16 protein-coding genes are annotated in these 14,870 nt (G+C 44.8%); 1 reads left to right on the top strand and 15 read right to left on the bottom strand.

Annotated features, from left to right (window positions below; translation table 11 throughout):
- Positions 1-23 precede the first annotated feature (23 nt).
- The 13 genes from asnS to AC4EHK_RS06970 all read right to left on the bottom strand — a co-directional run bounded on the left by asnS (position 24) and on the right by AC4EHK_RS06970 (position 12,450).
- Entirely contained in the window at positions 24-1,319 is a 1,296-nt protein-coding gene (gene asnS / locus AC4EHK_RS07030) for an asparagine--tRNA ligase (RefSeq protein WP_490978084.1), read from the bottom strand.
- 31 nt (positions 1,320-1,350) lie between these two features.
- Positions 1,351-2,541: a pyridoxal phosphate-dependent aminotransferase gene (locus tag AC4EHK_RS07025; RefSeq protein WP_490978083.1), complete on the bottom strand. Its 1,191-nt coding sequence runs from the start codon at positions 2,539-2,541 to the stop codon at positions 1,351-1,353.
- A 15-nt stretch (positions 2,542-2,556) separates the two neighbouring features.
- Positions 2,557-3,033 (bottom strand): cell wall elongation regulator TseB-like domain-containing protein, encoded by a 477-nt coding sequence (locus AC4EHK_RS07020; protein ID WP_490978082.1) that lies wholly within the window; start codon positions 3,031-3,033, stop codon positions 2,557-2,559.
- Between the two features lie 8 nt (positions 3,034-3,041).
- The gene (locus tag AC4EHK_RS07015; protein ID WP_490978081.1) at positions 3,042-3,212 is read right to left on the bottom strand and encodes a YpmA family protein; all 171 of its coding nucleotides are present in this window, start codon (positions 3,210-3,212) and stop codon (positions 3,042-3,044) included.
- 24 nt (positions 3,213-3,236) lie between these two features.
- On the bottom strand, positions 3,237-5,999 hold the full coding sequence (dinG, locus tag AC4EHK_RS07010) for an ATP-dependent DNA helicase DinG (RefSeq protein WP_490978080.1): 2,763 nt from the start codon (positions 5,997-5,999) through the stop codon (positions 3,237-3,239).
- Between the two features lie 144 nt (positions 6,000-6,143).
- Positions 6,144-6,527: an aspartate 1-decarboxylase gene (gene panD / locus AC4EHK_RS07005; RefSeq protein ID WP_142826434.1), complete on the bottom strand. Its 384-nt coding sequence runs from the start codon at positions 6,525-6,527 to the stop codon at positions 6,144-6,146.
- Positions 6,520-7,368 carry a pantoate--beta-alanine ligase gene (panC, locus tag AC4EHK_RS07000; protein WP_490978079.1) on the bottom strand — a complete coding sequence of 283 codons (849 nt, stop codon included), beginning with the start codon at positions 7,366-7,368 and terminating at the stop codon, positions 6,520-6,522. The genes panD and panC overlap by 8 nt, the downstream gene beginning before the upstream one ends.
- 284 nt (positions 7,369-7,652) lie before the next feature.
- Complete coding sequence (locus AC4EHK_RS06995; protein ID WP_490978078.1) at positions 7,653-8,636, bottom strand: biotin--[acetyl-CoA-carboxylase] ligase; 984 nt, start codon at positions 8,634-8,636, stop codon at positions 7,653-7,655.
- Positions 8,614-9,747 carry a CCA tRNA nucleotidyltransferase gene (locus AC4EHK_RS06990; RefSeq protein WP_490978077.1) on the bottom strand — a complete coding sequence of 378 codons (1,134 nt, stop codon included), beginning with the start codon at positions 9,745-9,747 and terminating at the stop codon, positions 8,614-8,616. The genes AC4EHK_RS06995 and AC4EHK_RS06990 overlap by 23 nt, the downstream gene beginning before the upstream one ends.
- The gene (bshA, locus tag AC4EHK_RS06985; protein WP_490978076.1) at positions 9,744-10,886 is read right to left on the bottom strand and encodes an N-acetyl-alpha-D-glucosaminyl L-malate synthase BshA; all 1,143 of its coding nucleotides are present in this window, start codon (positions 10,884-10,886) and stop codon (positions 9,744-9,746) included. The genes AC4EHK_RS06990 and bshA overlap by 4 nt, the downstream gene beginning before the upstream one ends.
- An 11-nt stretch (positions 10,887-10,897) precedes the next feature.
- Positions 10,898-11,302: a methylglyoxal synthase gene (mgsA, locus tag AC4EHK_RS06980; protein WP_142826439.1), complete on the bottom strand. Its 405-nt coding sequence runs from the start codon at positions 11,300-11,302 to the stop codon at positions 10,898-10,900.
- Between the two features lie 12 nt (positions 11,303-11,314).
- The gene (gene dapB / locus AC4EHK_RS06975; RefSeq protein ID WP_490978075.1) at positions 11,315-12,115 is read right to left on the bottom strand and encodes a 4-hydroxy-tetrahydrodipicolinate reductase; all 801 of its coding nucleotides are present in this window, start codon (positions 12,113-12,115) and stop codon (positions 11,315-11,317) included.
- Positions 12,112-12,450, bottom strand: coding sequence for a nucleotide pyrophosphohydrolase (locus tag AC4EHK_RS06970; protein WP_490978074.1), 339 nt, complete (start codon positions 12,448-12,450; stop codon positions 12,112-12,114). The genes dapB and AC4EHK_RS06970 overlap by 4 nt, the downstream gene beginning before the upstream one ends.
- Positions 12,451-12,557: 107 nt before the next feature.
- Here AC4EHK_RS06970 and AC4EHK_RS06965 point away from each other — a divergent pair, with 107 nt between their 5' ends.
- Positions 12,558-13,424 carry a YitT family protein gene (locus AC4EHK_RS06965; protein ID WP_490978073.1) on the top strand — a complete coding sequence of 289 codons (867 nt, stop codon included), beginning with the start codon at positions 12,558-12,560 and terminating at the stop codon, positions 13,422-13,424.
- Between the two features lie 64 nt (positions 13,425-13,488).
- Here AC4EHK_RS06965 and AC4EHK_RS06960 read toward each other — a convergent pair whose 3' ends face one another.
- Together AC4EHK_RS06960 and lhaT are read right to left on the bottom strand one after the other, a co-directional pair.
- The gene (locus tag AC4EHK_RS06960; RefSeq protein WP_490978072.1) at positions 13,489-14,172 is read right to left on the bottom strand and encodes a zinc metallopeptidase; all 684 of its coding nucleotides are present in this window, start codon (positions 14,170-14,172) and stop codon (positions 13,489-13,491) included.
- Positions 14,173-14,224: 52 nt separating this feature from the next.
- Positions 14,225-14,836, bottom strand: a complete 612-nt coding sequence (lhaT, locus tag AC4EHK_RS06955) for a lipoprotein heptaprenylglyceryl N-acetyltransferase LhaT (protein WP_490978071.1) — start codon at positions 14,834-14,836, stop codon at positions 14,225-14,227.
- Between the last annotated feature and the right edge of the window lie 34 nt (positions 14,837-14,870).

The following is a 14,870-nucleotide window of genomic DNA, read 5'->3' as shown; positions in this document are numbered from 1 at the left end:
AACCACCTTTCCATTCATTTATTTTATGGGTATAACCGGTTTAATAGACGCGGGAACGGAATTGATTCTCTGACGTGTTCAACACCGCTGATCCAAGCAACTGTTCGCTCAAGGCCAAGGCCAAATCCAGAATGCGGAACCGCTCCATATTTGCTGAGATCCAAATACCAGGCATAAGCGTCTTCATCCAAGCCATGTTCTTGAATCCGTTGTTTCATCAAGTCATAATCGTGGATGCGTTCAGATCCGCCAATGATTTCCCCGTAGCCTTCCGGTGCGATCATGTCTGCACACAACACAACATCGTCACGTTCCGGATGCGGCTGCATATAGAATGGCTTGATACCGATTGGGTAATTGGTGATGAAAATTGGCATATCATAGCTTTCTGCCAAAGCCGTTTCATGCGGCGCGCCAAAATCTTCTCCCCATTTGATGTCATCAAAGCCATTTTCATTGAGCCACTTGATGGCGTCATCATAAGAAACGCGCGGGAATGGCGCTTTTATTTTTTCAAGTTTCGATACATCTCTTTCCAGACGTTCCAATTCCAATTTGCAGTTGTTCAAGACGGACTGGACAATATGGGAAACATATTGCTCCTGCACTTCCAGGCTTTCCGCATGCTCCACAAATGCCATTTCGGGTTCAATCATCCAAAATTCGATTAGGTGGCGGCGTGTTTTGGATTTTTCTGCACGGAAAGTTGGACCAAACGAAAATACTTTTCCAAGTGCCATTGCAGCAGCTTCCATATAAAGTTGGCCAGACTGCGACAAATATGCATCTTCTTCAAAATATTTGGTTGCAAATAATTCGGATGTCCCTTCCGGAGATGAGCCCGTCAAAATTGGCGGATCTACTTTCACAAAGCCATTTTCATTAAAGAACTCGTACGTGGCACGAATAATTTCATTGCGGATTTTCATGACAGCGTGCTGTCTGCGTGAACGCAGCCACAAATGACGATTGTCCATCAGGAATTCCGTACCGTGCTCTTTTGGCGTAATGGGGAAATCCTTTGCTTCTTGAATCACTTCAATGCCCGTCACAGCCAGCTCGTAGCCGAATGCAGAACGTTCGTCTTCTTTAACTTCTCCTGTTACATAAAGGGACGTTTCTTGCGTCAACGCTTTAGCTGCTGCGAAGATTTCCTCGCCCACTTCCGCTTTTACAACAACGCCCTGGACAAATCCAGAACCGTCGCGCAGCTGAAGAAATGCAATTTTCCCGCTTGACCGCTTATTCGCGATCCAAGCTCCTAACTTTACTGTTTGTCCGTTATATTTAGCCATTTCGGCAATGGTAATTTTTTTCATCCAGCGATAGCCTCCAAAGAATAGTGTGGTCTTAGTCTTTCCATTTTGATGTTACAAATTGTTCGATTCGCTCTACAGCTTCCGTCAAAGTTTCAAGCGATGTGGCGTAAGACAAACGAATTGTTGAATGTGCGCCAAAACCAGAACCCGGAATAACCGCGACGTTCGCTTCTGTCAATAAAGCCGTCACAAAATCATCAACCGATGCATAGCCGGTTTTCGCTGCCGCTTCTGAAACATCCGGCAACAGGTAAAATGCGCCTTGTGGACGAAGAACCGTAAAGCCTGGAATAGCCTGCAGTTTCGGGAAAATTGCATCTAAGCGGCTTTCAAATGCCTGACGCATCTCTTCTACAGTGTCTTGTGGACCATTATATGCTTCAATTGCTGCATATTGTGAAGTGGTTGTTGGATTGGACGTGGAATGACTCGCCAAATCCGTCATTGCTTTAATCAATTCAGCGTCGCCTGCTGCGTAGCCAATGCGCCAGCCTGTCATCGAATGCGATTTGGAAACGCCATTGATGACAATGGTGCGATTTTTTGCATCGTCAGAAAGAGTTGCAATAGACGTATGTTCAACGTCTCCATAGATCAATTTTTCATAAATTTCATCTGAAACAATCAGGATATCGAACTCGCGGCAAACTTCTGCCAGTGCTTCCAACTCTTTTTTTGAATAAATCATGCCTGTCGGATTGCTTGGAGAATTGATGATGACGGCTTTTGTCCGGTCCGTCACCGCTTCTCTCAATTGCTGAGGAGTGACTTTGTACTCCTGGCTGGCTGTCGCTTCTATGTATACAGGAACGCCTTGCGCCAATTTCACTTGCTCTGGATAGCTGACCCAATAAGGAATTGGGATAATCACTTCATCGCCTTCATTCAGCAATACTTGGAATAGCGTATACAGGACATGTTTTGCACCAATGCCTACCATCACTTCAGACGGCTGGTAGCTCAGCCCTTGGTCTCTCTGTAATTTTTGGATAATGGCTTCTTTTAATGCCGGCAAGCCGCCAGCAGGAGTATATTTGGTTTTTCCTTCTTTCATCGACTGGTAGGCAGCTTCTAGAATGTTCGCAGGTGTATTGTAATCCGGTTCTCCCGCCCCAAGGCCAATAACGTCTACTCCCTGTGCTTTTAATTCATTCGCTTTTGCGGTGATTGCCAACGTTGTAGAAGGTGTTAAGGTTTGTACACGATGTGCTAAGTTAATCAAATTTTTTCCGCCCTTTCACAAATTCAATATGCGTTTCCACCAAGTACCATCGCTCGCAGACAGATAGACATAGTTCAAGCTATCTTCTTCACTCAGAAATGCGATTTCCCATACCGGACCGTCGCTTTCCATCCCCAATTTAGTATGAAGAATGTCTTTCACGTCCATCTCGGCAAGAGCCAGTTCACGCGCCTGTTGTGCAGTGATTTTGTCTTCCAGCGGAGTGGTCTTCATGTCGCCATCGCCTTCTGGCACAAAAACAGCCGTCAGCTCTCCATTGCTGTTTGTTCCAAGAACCGTGACAGAAGCCGATGTATTGGTATACACATAAGCCCGCTCCACTTCTTCGATCAATTGCTCGCTTTTTGCGCGGTCGATTGCTTGTTGTTCTGTTTCTGAATAGGGTTTATTGCCAACGTACAAAACCAGAATGATGATAGCGACTGCCAAGAACGATAAAAATCCGAGTATAAATGTAATCCATTGTCTCATGTCATCACCTATGTTTTATATATGGTAAAAATGGCTTTTTCAGCATCTTCTTTATCGAGTGCCAGACCAAACATTAAATTTTTGTCTTTTAAAGTACGGTTCAAGGCATCCACCACTTTATATAAATCGGTTTGATACGTTAGTTCAACTGTTGAGATGACTTCAATTTTTGATTCCATGTTTGCGCCCATCCTTTCGTTATATCATTGCTTATTATACCAAGCTTCAATATCGGTTACCATCTTTTCTAAAGACACCTTCGACACTTTGACTTTCGGCAACGCGCTTATAAATTCACTGCCGTAAGATTTGGTTTCGATTCTTCGGTCCAGCACGATAAACAATCCTTTGTCGTTTTTTGAACGGATCAGCCTGCCAAACCCCTGCCGTAAACGAAGCACTGCTTCTGGCAACGCATAATGCAGAAATGGATTAACGCCTTCACGCGAAATAATTTCAGAGCGTGCCTTGAAAATCGGTTCGTCCGGTGAAGTGAACGGCAACCGCACAACTACTACCGCTCTGAGGGCATCTCCCGGTACGTCAACGCCTTCCCAGAAACTATTCGTACCAAACAGCACTGATTTTTGGAAACGCTGAAACGATTTCAGCAACTTCATTCGACTGCCTGACGAAATGCCTTGTGCAAACAACATATAGTCTTCCAACAAGCCTGTATCCTGAATCAAATCGACGGTTTTCCGCAGCATGTCCTGTGACGTAAAGAGCACAAAACAACGCCCTTCGGTCACAATGACGGTTTGAATCACCGCATCAGCCACCGATTCGATGTATTCATGCTGCGATACCTGTTGAATGTCCGGCATATCTTCTACAATGTAGACATGTGCTCCTTGATAAAAATCTTTTGGCGGCTCAAATTTCAAAATGGGCACATGCTGTGGGATGCCGATTTGATTGACGATAAACCGGTCATTTGCTGGAACAGTCATTGTACCGGACAGCCAAATCACAGCTTTGTCCGCGCGTGCAGAGGCAACAACTTTATCCACCAGGGATGCTACTGCAAAAGGCCGCTTGTACAAGGACAAACTAGTAGGCAAACTTCTTAAATCCCCTTCGATCCAGCTCACTTCATCGGTCAGCGGGAACACGAAAATTTCACTGAACTCGACGGCCTTGACCATCATTTCCTCTGTCCAATAACGCCAGTCGGCAATCGTCAAGCGATCTTGAATGGTTTTTTCGGTTAGGCGTTCAGCTTTTTGCAAAATGAGCTGCGACAAATCAATCCATTCGTTCAAATAGCGCAGAAGTTCCAGAAAGCGGCTGTCTTCAAGTGCCAGTTCGCTCAGAAGAGACGCATTTTTTTTGTGGCGGCTTGCAGCAAACTTCTCGGCAAACTCAGCTGCCATTAAACTCGAAACTTCGTCAAACAACGATGTGAACTTTTGGAACAGCGACTCCAGCTTCAGCAGCTCTGGTATGTTCGAAAAACCGGTGCGATCAGCAGTCTCAACGAGTGACGCAAATAGCTGCCGCTCGGCCAAGCTGCCAAGTTGGCCGAATATATATTTCCACTGCGTATAAACAAAAGTTTTTTCATGCTGCGACACTGCCGCTTGCACAACTTGGTGGGCTTCGTCCCAAATATAAGCATCGACATTGGCCAAAATCGTTTTTTTACTCAAATGCTGGTTTAGCAAAAAGGCGTGATTGGTGACAATGATGTGGGCATGCTGCGCTTGTTTCAGCGCAAACTCATAAAAATCAGCTTGCTTTTCCTGTTTTGACAACTTGCGAATATGCGAGCGCCTAATTTTATCCAACACCAACTGACCGCCGCTCGATGCATTAATTTCATTCAAATCGCCGGTTTCTGTCGATGTCAACCAAACCAACACCTGCATGATGGTGAAGGTTTCGTCGTAAGACTCATCATCCCCTTGCAACAATTCGACAAAACGCGCCAAATCAATGTAATGCGATAAGCCTTTGATCAACGAAATCCGGACCGGCGAACCGATAAAGGATTCAACCATTCGTCCTTCTTTCAAGACGAGCTGATCCTGAAGATGCGTCGTATAGGTACTGATCAAGACTTGCTTTCCGCTGGCAAGGGCGTAATTTGCCGCCGGCAGCAAATAGGCAATGGTCTTGCCCATTCCCGTCGAAGCTTCAATAACCACTTCTTTTTTATGAGTCAATGCCTCTTCAATCGACGCCATCATGCTGTATTGGCTTGGCCGTCTTTCGAAATTCGGAAAAACTGTTTCCAGTCCTTCCCGCCAGTCGCGCGGCTGCGATTCGGACTGTCCGGGATTTGCTGCAAAGGAATTTCTTGGTTTTAGGGGGACTCCTTGAAATCGATCAAAAGAATCCATTTGGGCACTTCTTTTCCTTTGTGTCAGTTCAAAAAACAATCGCGATAAATCCGATTTAAGCTGGAAAGACCGTTTATGAAGAAAGGCCAATGTGTCGTATGGCAGCAATTCCAGATCTGCTTTAGCCCGCAAAAACAGCAGCGCTGTCGCCATGGCATCGTCGTCTGCACGGTGTGCACTTTCCAATGGAATTCCCAGCTCTGACGTGATGTCCTGCAATTTAAAGCTAAATGCCGTCGGATACATAAGCCGAACCAATTCGACTGTATCCATTGTGATTCCCTGCCAGTTTGGCAAGCCGCTTCGTTTAAGCTCGGCTTGCAGGAACGGCAAATCGAAATTAGTATTATGTGCTACAAAAATTGCATCCTGCATTTTTTCGTAGACGGTTTCTGCGTAAAACTCAAATGCTTTTGCCTCCGCCACATCTTTGTCCGTAATATTCGTCAAGTCCTGTATAAATAACGGGATATTTCGCCCTGGATTAATAAATTGCGTATATGTATCGGTAATGACTTCGTTTTCAATCGTCACCATTGCCAGTTGAATAATCCGGTCACCTTTTGCAGGGGAATGGCCCGTTGTTTCAATATCGACAACGACATACTTTTGCGTGTTCATCTTAGCCCCTCTTTCTTAGGTGATTGCCTAAAAAAATTGTAACATATCCTGTCGTTTTCCGCTTTCAAGACGAAAATTCAATCTTCTTCTCTAAGCTTTTGCGAAAAAGAAAAACAGCCCCGAAACTTTCTAGGGCTGCTCTGTTTACATAACGGTCGCTTCGGGCTCGTAATGGATAATTTCTTTGATTTGATTGTTGGCATCCATAATAGCAACGGTAGGTTTGTGGTCACGGGCATTTTCGTTCATCACATAAGCATAAGATAGAATAATGACGATATCCCCGCGCTGCACGAGACGCGCTGCCGCTCCGTTGACACAGATTACGCCACTGCCGCGCTCTCCTGCAATGATGTACGTTTCAAAACGGGCGCCATTGTTATTGTTGACAATATGCACTTTTTCGTTGGCCAGCATGCCAACTGCATCCAGCAGATCCTGATCGATTGTAATGCTTCCCACATAATTTAAATCGGCTTCTGTCACCGTGGCACGGTGAATTTTTGAATTGAGCATCATTCTAAGCATGGTTGAGTTCTCCTTTAGGTTGAAAAATAATATTGTCGATCAAACGGGCTTTCTCAAACTGTACGGCAAGTGCCAAAATAGCATCGTTTTGAACGTCCGCCACCAATGTTGGGTAATCCAGCAGCTCAATATAATCCACTTTTCCAGATGTGTGTTCATTCAAATACTGGGTCATCGGTTCTAGTGGATCCTGGCCTTGCAAAAATAAGGCTTTGCCCATTTCCAATGCTTTTCTCAAATAAGGTGCCTCTTCCCGTTCAGTTGGACTTAAATAAACATTGCGCGAGCTTTTCGCCAGTCCATCCATTTCCCGAATGGTCTCCCCTCTGCTGATCGTCAGCGGAAAATTAAAATCTGCCACGAACGATTCGATGATGGCAAGCTGCTGGGCATCTTTCTGGCCAAAATACGCCACGTCGGCTTGGGTTAAATGAAACAGTTTGGTGACCACTTTTAAGACTCCGTCAAAATGGCCGGGCCTCTTGGCGCCGCATAGTACATCAGCCAATTTGCCTGCACTTATGTTAATTTGGCTATCACGCGAATACATTTCTTCCACACTTGGCGCAAAAATAACGTCCGTTCCCGCCCCTTCAGCTAATTGCCGATCGCGCTCCAAGTTTCTTGGGTAACGATCGAAATCTTCATTCGGGCCAAATTGAGCCGGGTTGACGAAAATGCTCATGATCACCTGATCATTTTCCGCTTTGGCTTTTTCAACCAAAGACAAGTGGCCCTCGTGCAAAAAGCCCATCGTTGGCACAAGGCCAATGGTGTAGCCCGTTCTTTTGGTTTCTCGAACCCAGTTTTTCAGTTCGTCCACCGTTTGTAAAATCAACAATTTTTTCTCTCCTCTCGGGAAGAAAACCATATAAAAAGCCCTTCCGCCGAAAAAAAGACAGAAGGACAGTAAATGTGTGTTTGGTTTCCTCCGTCCCTGTCGTGTAAATGATCAAGGCAGATCTGTTTGTTATGAAATTTAAGGGTCTTGCGGTTGTTCGGTGCAGTTCGCAAGCGATACCGCCCGTTAAAACCACTATACCAGAATCTCAGAAAAAAACATATTCTATGCTTGGTGAATGAGGTGGATTCGAATGTGAAGACCTCTGTAAAAAATCATTTCTTCTAATCCGCCATTTCGATGTCAGCCGAATAAATGCCATGAAGCTTGCCATCCGCTGTCCGCAATTGCAGCACGCCATCATCGGTAATTCCTTCCGCAATGCCTTCAAGCGTCTGATTTGTCATTCTTGCCCGAACCAGATGGCCGATGGTCGTTGAATAACTTTCCCATAAAATTTTAAGCATACCGAAACCTTCTTCGATGTACACCTGTGTATAGATTTCCATATAGTACAGCAAAGACTGAACCAGTTTTTGGCGGCTTACCAGGCCTCCGCTTTCCATTTTCAGCGAAGTCGCAATATCCTGAACTTCCGGATCAAAATCCTCTTTGTCCTGATTGATATTCAACCCAATGCCAATAATCAACGCCTGTATGCCATCAGCATCTGACTGCAGCTCTGTCAGGATGCCTGTGCATTTTTTGCCGTTCAGCAAAATGTCATTTGGCCATTTGATTTTCGGCTGCAGCCCGGTTACTTCTTCGATGGCTCTGACGACCGCTACAGCAGCAACCAGCGTGAATTGCGGCGCTTTTTGAGGCACTACATCCGGTCGCAGGATAATACTCATCCAAACGCCCTTTCCGGCTGCCGAATCCCATTTCCGAGCCATTCTGCCGCGTCCGGCTGTTTGGGCTTCTGTCAGTACTACCGTACCGTCTGGAGTGCCTTCCTGTGCCAGCTGGTGCGCAATAATTTGAGTTGAAGAACAGCTTTCCACGTATTCGATTTTTTGGCCAATCCGTTTGGTTTTCAAACCTGTTTGAATGGCCAGTGGCTCCAATGTATCGGGAATGGAAACCAGACGGTAGCCTTTTTTCTTGATTGACTCGATAGCATAGCCTTTTTCTTCAAGTTCTTTAATGTGTTTCCAAATTGCGGTTCTGGAAATGCCGAACTCGTCTGCCAGTTGCTGGCCGGATATCGCTTCCCCGTTCGACTCGATCAAACGCTTGGCCAATTTATGTGTGACGGTGATATTCATGGAGAAACCAGTCCTTTATGAGTTCTTTGTCATTCTTTAGTTCACCGTAAACAATATGCTTTTCCATTTTTTCAATCCACTTTTTGAGCCACGGACCTGAACGATCTCCGCTCCATTGCATCAAATCCTGACCATTTGCTGCGAGATCAGATTTTGATTGGATAGGCAATTGTTTTTTTGCTACTGCAGCATCCAAGTTTTTGCCTGTTGCACGCGAAGCCATTTCTAGTTGGTCGATTGAATACTGATAAATTATCCAGTTGTCCCACAGTTCGATCCGCGCCAAAACCAAACTCTGCTCAATAAGACGCTTTTCCTCATTGGAAAACCGATAAGCCTTCACATCTGAAAATGGCCGGTTTTGTTTAGCCAACAAATAAAACCAACCATAAACAGATTTTTCGTTTGGCTTGTAAAGTGTCCAGTCCATTTCGAAAAGATGGCCTGCAGGCAAAACCTCTGTCAGTTTGGTTTTCTCCAAGTAGTTCATACTTTTTTCGGTATTCGGATTGATGAATACTTTATCTAATTCCGATTTCAGCCGTTCGACAGCAATTGATCCGATTAGTTTGGCATGGCGCTGGATCGATTGGAGGGTTTTTTCTTCAATTACAAAATCCAGCTGGCCGGAAAACCGCACCGCTCTCAGCATACGCAAAGCATCTTCTTGAAAGCGCTCATCCGGATCTCCCACCGATTGGATAAGTTTCTTCTGAAGATCATTTTTTCCGCCAAACGGATCAATGATGTCCAACTCTTCTGTCATTGCCATCGCGTTGATGGTAAAATCTCGTCGCTTTAAATCTTCTTCAAGTGACTGAACAAACTCGACTGCATCTGGACGGCGATTATCCGAATAGCTGCCTTCTGTGCGAAACGTCGTCACTTCGATGCCTTCCCCATCTAAAAGTACCAGAACAGTTCCGTGTTCAATTCCTGTATCGACCGTTCGTTTGAAATGTCTTTTCACCTGCTGGGGAGATGCTGAAGAGGCAATGTCAATATCGTGCGGTGTTTTGCCCAGTAGGAAATCACGCACGGCACCACCGACCATATAAGCTTCAAAGCCAGCACCTTTCAAAATCCCAATGATCTTGATGGCTGTTTTCATCGTTCTGCATCCTTGTTTAACAACCGTTCGTACAACTCTTCGTATTGCTCCAAAATTTTAGTGGAATGAAAACGCTCCGATACTGTCGACAATGCTCCTTGCTGCAAATGTTGCAGCAATACGTTATCACTAAGCATTTTTACAGCATAATCGGCAGCCTGCTGCGTATCGCCCAATTCAACCAAGTAACCATTGATACCCGGCTCAATAATTTCCGGCATGCCGCCAATATTCGCTCCAATCACTGGAACACCACACGCCATGGCTTCCAGCAGGACCAAACCAAATGCTTCTTTTTCTGAGAGCAGAAGTTTGATGTCGCTAATGTTGTAAAACTCAGCAACACCATCCCGCTTGCCAAGAAACAAGACATGTTCATTCAATCCAAGTTCCCGCACCTGCTGAATGATCCGGCCCATCTCGGGTCCATCACCCACCAATAGCAATTTGCAGTTTATGTGTTGGCGAGTCAGCGAGAACGTCTCCACAACATCCTGCACCCGCTTGACATTTCTGAAGTTTGAAACGTGAATCATCACTTTTTCGTCGGTATTTATTCCCAACTCTTCTTTAAGCTTTGCAGAATCTTTTTGGGAATATTCTCTTTCATCGACAAAATTATACACCGTTTCGATGGTTTTATCGGGCTTGATCAAATCATAAGTCTGGTCTCTCAGTGAATCCGAAACCGCTGTTACGATATCCGACTTTTCAATGCCATAGCGGATCGCTTCTTTTAATGAAGAGTCAGACCCTAGCACCGTAATATCCGTGCCGTGTAAGGTCGTCACGATGCCAATATTGGACCCGGCCATATCACGTCCGAGAATGGCGCATACGGCATGGGGAATCGCATAGTGGACATGCATCAAATCCAGTTCTTCGTTTTTGATTACTTCCGCAATTTTCGTGGCCAGTGCAATGTCATAAGGCGCATACTGAAACACCGAATACGTATTGACTTCCACCTGATGGCTAAAAATATTGGCATAGGTCTTATTTAACCGAAAAGGAGTACTGGATGTAATAAAATGCACTTCGTGCCCTTTTTCTGCCAGCATTTTTCCTAATTCCGTAGCAATCACCCCCGACCCTCCAACTGTTGGATAGCAAGTGATGCCGATTTTCATTTTCCGCACAGTGTTCTCTCCTATCCTCTTCGCTCTCCGATCAAACGCCAGTCGACAAATCCTTCTTCCAGCCCCTTTAACAGCACTTCAGCTGTTCCCATATTGGTCGCAAGTGGAATGCCGTAAACATCGCACAAACGAATCAATGCAGTCACATCAGGCTCATGTGGCTGTGCAGTCAACGGGTCTCGGAAGAAAATAACCATATCCATTTGATTTTGGGCGATCATCGCACCAATTTGCTGGTCGCCTCCGAGGGGACCAGATTGGAAGCGGATGACGGGCAAGCCGGTCCCATCAATGACGCGCTGCCCTGTTGTCCCTGTTGCGTAAAGTGTATGTTGGGCCAAAATTGGCTGATAGGCAGTCACAAATTGGATTAGGTCATCTTTTTTTCGGTCATGGGCAATCAAAGCGATTTTCATAGTCTCTCCCCTTTAAACGATAATATGTTCTAATCCATAAATAAGTTCTTCTTTTTCCATCACAGTTTCAATGGATAAAACGACGCCTGACATAAACGAGCCGCGGTTAAACGAGTCATGGCGCAGTGTTAGAAGCTGGCCATCTCCACCGAGCAGAACCTGCTGATGAGCTACGAGCCCAGGCAAACGCACGCTGTGGATACGCATGCCATCGTAATTGGCACCCCGCGCACCGGGAATGGTTTCTTTTTCACGGACATGTCCTTGTTCATGAATGGGACGTTCCTGGGAAATCAAATGAGCCGTTTTCATCGCTGTTCCGGACGGAGCATCCAACTTTTGGTCGTGATGCATTTCAATAATTTCAATATCCGGCAAATACTTGGCTGCCTGTTCTGCAAACTTCATCATCAAGACGGCACCTACTGCAAAATTCGGGGCAATGATGCAGCCTATTTTTGACTCTTTTGCGAGTGTAGTCAGTTCTTCCAACTGCTCATCTGAAAAGCCCGTCGTTCCAACAACTGGACGTATGTTTAATTCTAAGGCTTGTTTGGTGTGGTCGTATACAAATTCAGGTGTGGTCAAGTCAACCAGCACGTCCGGGTGGGTTTCCGAATAGAGTGCTTTCAGGTCTAAAAAGATTGGTGCTGTATAGTCAGACGGAAATAACTTTGTATCGGCTAAGGTCTTTCCAACTTCTTTATAATCCAGAACAGCTACCAATTCCATGTCCGGATTGTTCATTACGGTATGTACGGCTTCTTTGCCCATTTTTCCTCGTGCCCCTGCAATTGCTACGCGAATTGTCATTTGTCTCCATCCTTTCGTGTCCAACGGTCTTTGTCTCTGCTGTTGAATTTATCCATTACTCGGTCATGGGCCTGCGCCAAATCAATGTCCATCGAGTTTGCCATGCAAATCAAGACGAACAGGACATCGCCCATTTCTTCTTCAATGCTGTTTTCAGTTTCGGAACTTTTCTTTTTCTTAGGTCCGTATTCGTGCATGACTTCTCTGGAAAGTTCACCTAGTTCTTCTGTCATCCGGGCCATCATTTCCATCGGCTGAAAATAACCTTCTTTGAATTGTCCAATATACTCGTCAACATCTTGCTGCAACTGTTTCATGGATTTATCACTGTTCATGCCATCACACTCCTCAATCAATCGTAAAGAAAACTGGTGATGTTGTCAAAATACTAAAATTGAACGATAATACAAAAGGAATTATTTACGAAAGGAGCTTAGCTAAATTGAAAGAACTGAAAATAAAAAACATATTTTTTATCTTGTTAGGTGCGGCCATTTATAGTTTTGGCTTTGTTCACTTTAATATCCAAAATGAATTGGGTGAAGGCGGATTTGCCGGAATTACGTTGATTTTGTATTTTTTATTCCATTGGGATCCGGCATTGATGAACCTGCTCTTAAACATTCCGTTATTTTTCGTTGGCTGGAAACTGTTGGGCAGAAAAGTGTTTTTTTATACCATTATCGGAACAGTTGCGGTTTCTGTATTTCTGAAGATTTTTCTGGTCTATGAGATTCAAATTAACTTGCAGGACGATCTTTTTTTGGCAGCTTTATTTGCTGGCGTTTTTGTTGGAGTAGGCCTTGGCATTATTTTTCGTTTTGGCGGGACTACAGGTGGAGTTGATATTCTTGCGCGTCTGGCGCAAAAATACATTGGCTGGAGCATGGGAAAGACAATGTTTCTGTTTGATGCAGCCGTTATTATGCTGTCTTGGCTGACATTTCTCGACCACCGTTCCATGATGTATACACTAGTAGCCGTATTTGTGGGAGCTCGTGTCATTGATTTTGTTCAGGAAGGTGCTTATGCAGGACGCGGGGCATTGATCATTTCAAATTCACAAGAAGAAATCGCCAGCCGGATCGCTGTCGAAATGGATCGAGGCATTACCATTCTGCGCGGTTATGGACATTTCACAAAAGAAGAACGTGAAGTCCTGTACTGTGTGGTCGCGAGAAATGAAATTGTCCGATTGAAAAGCATCATCAATTCCGTTGATCCCCACGCCTTTGTTTCCTTAATGGAAGTCCATGACGTGATGGGCGAAGGATTTACTCTTGATGAAGAAAAAAGGCCGATTGGGTGATCTCGTACTGAAAAGCTTTCCAAATATGGACATAGAAAAAACGGCCCTTTTACGGGGCCGTTTTTTATGAACGGTTCATGCTTGTGTAAATCAAGATCAATCGTCCCAGTTCAAGAACTGCAACTGCAGTAGCTGCGACATACGTCATCGCGGCTGCACTTAATACTTTTTTAGCATGGCGTTCTTCATCGTTTCGAATGATGTTGTGCGACAGCAATTGATCCATTGCCCGGTTAGAAGCATTGAACTCCACTGGCAATGTGACCAATTGGAAAACCACACCGGCTGCCAACAGGATAATCCCGATCAACAGTGCCCCACTCCAAGCGGAAAAGAACCCAATCATGATAAATACCCATGACATATTCGATGAAATATTTACGATTGGCACCAAACGATGGCGAAGGCGCAAAAACGAATAGTCTTCCGCATCCTGTATCGCATGTCCAACTTCGTGAGCTGCGACTGCTGTTCCAGCAACAGAAGCTTCATGATAGTTATGGCTGCTGAGTGCCACAACTTTGGTCATCGGATTGTAGTGGTCGCTGAGCATACCGCGGCTCTCTACGACTTTAACATCCTGAAGATTGTTGGCATCCAAAATGGTGCGTGCTACTTGCGCCCCTGTGTGGCCGGAAGTAGAGCGAACTTTCGAGTACTTTTTGTATGTTCGTTTTAATTTAAATTGAGCCCAAATCGGGATGATCAGCAACAAGATAAAATATATGATATAGCCACCAAAACCCATGTGTAAATCAACACCTCTCCTTTGCTTTATACTCTTATTTTACTTGGCTTAGTCAATTATGGTCAACCGAAACGGATTGCGATCGGTTCAGATGAGCCACAAAAAAGGCGAAACTGACACAGATTATGGACAGCCAGAATGTAAAGTAGCCGATTTGGCTGCTGTACTCACTTAAGGTACTGTAAATTGGCATTTGCCCAAAGACATAATCGATGACATCATTGTGCAAAGTCCAGACGGCAGTTAAGGCTACCGAAATCCAACCAAAGCGATAATGTTCTATATAGAGAACCGCTTGAAGTGCCATAGCGAAATGAGAACCAATCAACATCCAGCCAATCAAACCAATCGAACCGGTTTCCCAAAGCGTCAGCAAGTTCATTACAACTGCCCACAAACCATATTTGATCAAAGTCACAAAAGCCAAAGCTTCAATTAATCGATTCCGTTTGCCAAAAATCCACAACCCTAGAACGATGGTGAAAAACAGACTTGCGGTTGGGCTGTCGGGAACAAAGATTAAAAAGATCGGCTCCGTTATTGCCAATTGCCAGCCATACCATATGTATCCATATATTGTTCCACCCAAGTTGACAAAAAACAATAAAATTAAAAATGGCCGGTACATCAGCCAGGCGGAAATTTTAATTGCGAAAGATTGCATGATGATCTTCCTTTCAGGGTAGAAAAAAAGAGCC

Source organism: Planococcus sp. TJ-307, from assembly GCF_058268435.1.
Note: the sequence above shows the minus strand (reverse complement) of the source record. Positions and strands in the feature narration are given on the sequence as shown.

What these genes read in the sequence shown, in the direction of transcription:
- AC4EHK_RS07020 (WP_490978082.1), bottom strand. Translation starts at nt 3,033, where the DNA reads ATGAGACAATGGATTACATTTATACTCGGATTTTTATCGTTCTTGGCA.
- lhaT (WP_490978071.1), bottom strand. Translation starts at nt 14,836, where the DNA reads ATGCAATCTTTCGCAATTAAAATTTCCGCCTGGCTGATGTACCGGCCA.
- mgsA (WP_142826439.1), bottom strand. Translation starts at nt 11,302, where the DNA reads ATGAAAATCGCTTTGATTGCCCATGACCGAAAAAAAGATGACCTAATC.
- asnS (WP_490978084.1), bottom strand. Translation starts at nt 1,319, where the DNA reads ATGAAAAAAATTACCATTGCCGAAATGGCTAAATATAACGGACAAACA.
- AC4EHK_RS06960 (WP_490978072.1), bottom strand. Translation starts at nt 14,172, where the DNA reads ATGGGTTTTGGTGGCTATATCATATATTTTATCTTGTTGCTGATCATC.
- AC4EHK_RS06990 (WP_490978077.1), bottom strand. Translation starts at nt 9,747, where the DNA reads ATGAAAACAGCCATCAAGATCATTGGGATTTTGAAAGGTGCTGGCTTT.
- AC4EHK_RS06970 (WP_490978074.1), bottom strand. Translation starts at nt 12,450, where the DNA reads ATGAACAGTGATAAATCCATGAAACAGTTGCAGCAAGATGTTGACGAG.
- panD (WP_142826434.1), bottom strand. Translation starts at nt 6,527, where the DNA reads ATGCTTAGAATGATGCTCAATTCAAAAATTCACCGTGCCACGGTGACA.
- dinG (WP_490978080.1), bottom strand. Translation starts at nt 5,999, where the DNA reads ATGAACACGCAAAAGTATGTCGTTGTCGATATTGAAACAACGGGCCAT.
- AC4EHK_RS07015 (WP_490978081.1), bottom strand. Translation starts at nt 3,212, where the DNA reads ATGGAATCAAAAATTGAAGTCATCTCAACAGTTGAACTAACGTATCAA.
- dapB (WP_490978075.1), bottom strand. Translation starts at nt 12,115, where the DNA reads ATGACAATTCGCGTAGCAATTGCAGGGGCACGAGGAAAAATGGGCAAA.
- AC4EHK_RS06995 (WP_490978078.1), bottom strand. Translation starts at nt 8,636, where the DNA reads ATGAATATCACCGTCACACATAAATTGGCCAAGCGTTTGATCGAGTCG.